Origin of the sequence: Acidisphaera rubrifaciens HS-AP3, assembly GCF_000964365.1 — a bacterium.
GTDB classification, from domain to species: Bacteria; Pseudomonadota; Alphaproteobacteria; order Acetobacterales; family Acetobacteraceae; genus Acidisphaera; species Acidisphaera rubrifaciens.
In genome coordinates, this window is sequence record NZ_BANB01000175.1 from 1 (window position 1) to 3,912 (window position 3,912).

The following is a 3,912-nucleotide window of genomic DNA, read 5'->3' on the forward strand; positions in this document are numbered from 1 at the left end:
TGGATACGGCAGCAGACGTCGCGCGCCACTACGGTAATAGCGCGCTCGCGGACTCCATCCTCGATGCGCTGGCGGCGGCGGGGAAGGATGCGGCGGACCTGACCCATGCCGATCTCGCGCCGGTCGACGAGTTCCATATCGGCGGCCGGGCGGCGACGCAGGCGCTGGCGGCGCAGCTCGCGCTGCGGCCGGACATGCATCTGCTGGACGTGGGCTGCGGCCCGGGCGGCGCGTCGCGGTATTTCGCGCAGACGCATGGATGCCGCGTCACGGGGATCGACCTGACCGAGGATTACGTGCGGGTCGCGGAACTGCTGTCGCAGCGTCTGGGCCTGGGCGACCGGGTGTCGTACCGGCAGGCGAGCGCACTGGCGCTGCCCTTCGACGCCGCGTCGTTCGACGGCGCCTATATGCTGCATGTCGGCATGAACATACGCGACAAGGCGGCGCTGTTCGCGGAGATCCGCCGCGTGCTGCGGCCGGGCGCGCAGTTCGCGGTCTATGACGTGATGCGTGAGGGCGACGGCGAGCTGTCGTTTCCCGTGCCGTGGGCGTCGCGCGCGGACATCAGCTTCGTGGACGACGCGGCGACGTATCGCCGGGCGCTGGAGGCGGCGGGCTTTGCCGTGGAGGTCGCGCGCAGCCGGCGCGACTTCGCCATCGCGTTCTTCCGCCAGATGCGCGCGCGGGCGGCGGGGAGCGGCGGCCCGCCGCCCCTCGGGCTGCATCTGCTGATGGGCGCGTCCTCGCCGCAGAAGGTTGCCAACATGATCGACATGCTCGAACGCGGGCTGATCGCGCCCACCGAGATGATCGCCCGCGCCGTGTAGGGCAGACTGCGGCCTGTCCGGTCAGGTCGGCTAGCGCTCGCGCGCGGGCGGCCGCCGGTCCCGGCCCGCTCACGGCAGCACGTAACCGACCGTCGCCTGCGCGACCGGCCGGCTTACGCGGCCTTGCCAGAGGCGAACATCGATGGTCGCGAGCCTATGGCCGAGTTTGAGTAGCCGCGCGTCGGCGATGACAAGTTTTCCAGCCGCGTTAGGCCGCGCCGACGGATTGACCACCTGGAATCGCGTGAAGCACCGGTGCCTCGTCCAGTTTGACGCCTGCATCCCGTACACGCTGTACAAAGATTTTCAGTAAGCAGGCATCTAATTCTGGGGATGGAATGAAGGGCAGCTCCTTGCCGTCTAAGCCAGGAAACAGGAACGCCTTTTTATCCTTGTGCTCCTTGTAGTCAATCAATGAGCCACTGTTTGGACGACCATAGTATAAGCGGAATGAAGTTTTTGTTTTGCGGAATGCAATTCTCTGAATTTCTGAGAACAATGCTTCGTTCCGAGCTAGAAAGAACAGACGGTTAGTGACGTAAGAGAGGGCCTCCTTCTCACCCTCGGAGGGCTCCATGGCGTCGGGTTCTGCGTCGGCAGAGGCGACTGCCGGCGAGACTTGCGTGACTTCCTGTCGCTCTGGCTGGGCCTTCACCACGTCCTTCGGCGCATATCCGAACCGGGCCAGAGCCTCCTGAGCAACGAACGTCTCCATAGCAGATCGCACGAGTTCACGATTGGCGTCGACTATCTTTTGTGTGACCTTCGTAATCTTTCCGCCGACTGGGGAGCACCCTAATATAAATCTGATGAAGTCGTCGGACGGCTCCGTTTTGAATTTCTTAACGGTTTCAACGATCGACTCAAACAGTATCTTCTTCTTCGCCTCGGCACCAACATCTTGTGGGTTAAATGATCCATTCATGATGGCAGCTATACCGGATAGCACGTTGTCGTCGATGGAGTTGGTTTTGTAGACTTCGAGAAAGTCCACTCGAAGAAATGCCGTCTCGTCCATCATATTCTGACTATCTGAATCGGCGTAAAATTCATATTTTACGCCATCGGTGAGTATTCCTAATTTAACTGTAGAACAAGCATTGAAATAACTTCTCAACTGCCCGCGATCGTCTTTGATCGGCGCGCCGGTCCTCTTGGATTCGATCGCTATTACCGGGTTGCCGTTATGAAGAATCGCAAAATCAACTTTGTTTTGGTATTTCTCAGAAAAGTCCGCATGGTGTTCCGGTGACACCTCATCCGGATTTCCAACATCATAGCCGAGGGCCATAAGAAATGGTTGAACCAGCGAGGCGTTCGTCTTAGCCTCTGAGTCGACTTTTGGTGCCCGAAGCCCCACTAGCTTCGCGTGGGCAAGCATGCGTAGCCGGAATTCCTCAAGGTCTATTGGCATCTGTGCTTCCTTAACGTTTCTGCTTGCACAAATCGGGTGAGGCGGCCCTCCGCCTCGTCATCAGTGGCGGCGAGAACAGTGCGGCAGTGAGCCTAAAAATCCTACCATTCCCTGTATCACCTCGGCCCAATACACGTGGTCGTGAGCAGACCGATCGCGCTTACACCTTCGAATCACAGCGGCTACCGATGCGGCGTCGCCACCCTTGCCTCCGCCCCGGCCGGCGCATAGAAGGACGCGCCAAGGTCGGAAAGGCACCCGCCTATGGCATCCCTGACAGATCGTGTGATCGAGGCCCTCGCGTTTGACGACGTGCTGCTGGTGCCTGCCTACTCGCAGGTATTGCCGGCGGGCGCCGACACGCGGACGCGGCTGACGCGCACCATCTCGCTCAACGTCCCGCTTGTCGCCGCCGCGATGGACACCGTCACCGAAAGCGAGATGGCGATCGCCATGGCGCAGCAGGGCGGCATCGGCGTCATACACAAGAACATGACCGCCGACGAACAGGCGGGCCATGTCCGGCGCGTCAAGAAGTTCGAGAGCGGCATGGTGGTGAACCCCGTCACCATCCACCCGGACCAGACGCTGTCGGACGCGCGCCAGCTGATGAGCGCGCACCGCATCAGCGGCATCCCGGTGGTAGAGCGCGGCACGGGCCGGCTGGTCGGCATCCTGACCAACCGCGACGTGCGCTTCGCGACCGATCCCGAGGTCAAGGTCTATGAGCTGATGACGCGGGAGAACCTCGTCACGGTGCAGAGCGAGGTGGAGCCCGACGAGGCGCGCCGGCTGCTGCATCGTCACCGCATCGAGAAGCTGCTGGTGGTCGACGACGCCTATCGCTGCGTCGGGCTGATCACCGTCAAGGACATGGACAAGGCGCAGGCGCATCCGCTCGCCATCAAGGACGAGATGGGCCGGCTGCGCGTCGCCGCGGCAACGGGCGTGGGCGCGGACGGGGCGGCGCGGGCGCAGGCGCTGATCGACGCCGAGGTGGACGTGATCTGCGTCGACACCGCGCACGGCCATTCCGCCGGGGTGCTGGAGGCGGTGGGGCGGATCAAGAAACTGTCGAACGCGGTGCAGATCGTCGCCGGCAACGTCGCCACGCCCGAGGGCGCGCGGGCGCTGATCGAGGCGGGGGCGGACGCGGTCAAGATCGGCATCGGGCCGGGCAGCATCTGCACGACGCGCGTGGTGGCGGGCGTCGGCGTGCCGCAGTTCAGCGCGGTGCTGGAGACGGCGGCGGCGTGCCGCGAGGCCGGCGTGCCGGCGATCGCCGACGGCGGCGTGCGCACCAGCGGCGACATCGTCAAGGCGCTGGCGGCGGGGGCGGAGGCGGTGATGATCGGCAGCCTGCTCGCCGGCACCGAGGAGGCGCCGGGCGAGGTGTTCCTGTATCAGGGCCGCTCCTACAAATCCTATCGCGGCATGGGCAGCATCGGCGCGATGGCGCGCGGCTCGGCCGACCGGTATTTCCAGCAGGAGATCAAGGACCAGCTCAAGCTGGTGCCGGAAGGGATCGAGGGGCGCGTCGCCTACAAGGGCCCGGTCGCCGCGGTGGTGCACCAGCTGGTGGGCGGGCTGCGCGCCGGCATGGGCTATACCGGCAGCGCCACGATCGAGGATCTGCACCGCAACGCCACGTTCCGCCGGGTGACGGGC

3 protein-coding genes are annotated in these 3,912 nt (G+C 63.9%); 2 read left to right on the forward strand and 1 reads right to left on the reverse strand.

Annotated elements, in window-relative coordinates:
* Nucleotides 1-830: class I SAM-dependent methyltransferase (locus B8460_RS06430; protein ID WP_148360408.1), on the forward strand; the 830-nt coding region annotated here is incomplete at its 5' end.
* Nucleotides 831-1,038: 208 nt separating this feature from the next.
* Here the strand turns inward: B8460_RS06430 and B8460_RS06440 are convergent.
* Nucleotides 1,039-2,244, reverse strand: coding sequence for a type I restriction endonuclease (locus B8460_RS06440; RefSeq protein ID WP_084623291.1), 1,206 nt, complete (start codon nt 2,242-2,244; stop codon nt 1,039-1,041).
* Nucleotides 2,245-2,508: 264 nt separating this feature from the next.
* Between B8460_RS06440 and guaB the strand changes: the two genes are divergently transcribed.
* Nucleotides 2,509-3,912 (forward strand): IMP dehydrogenase (gene guaB, locus B8460_RS06445; RefSeq protein ID WP_048860759.1); only part of this gene is annotated, 1,404 nt, incomplete at its 3' end.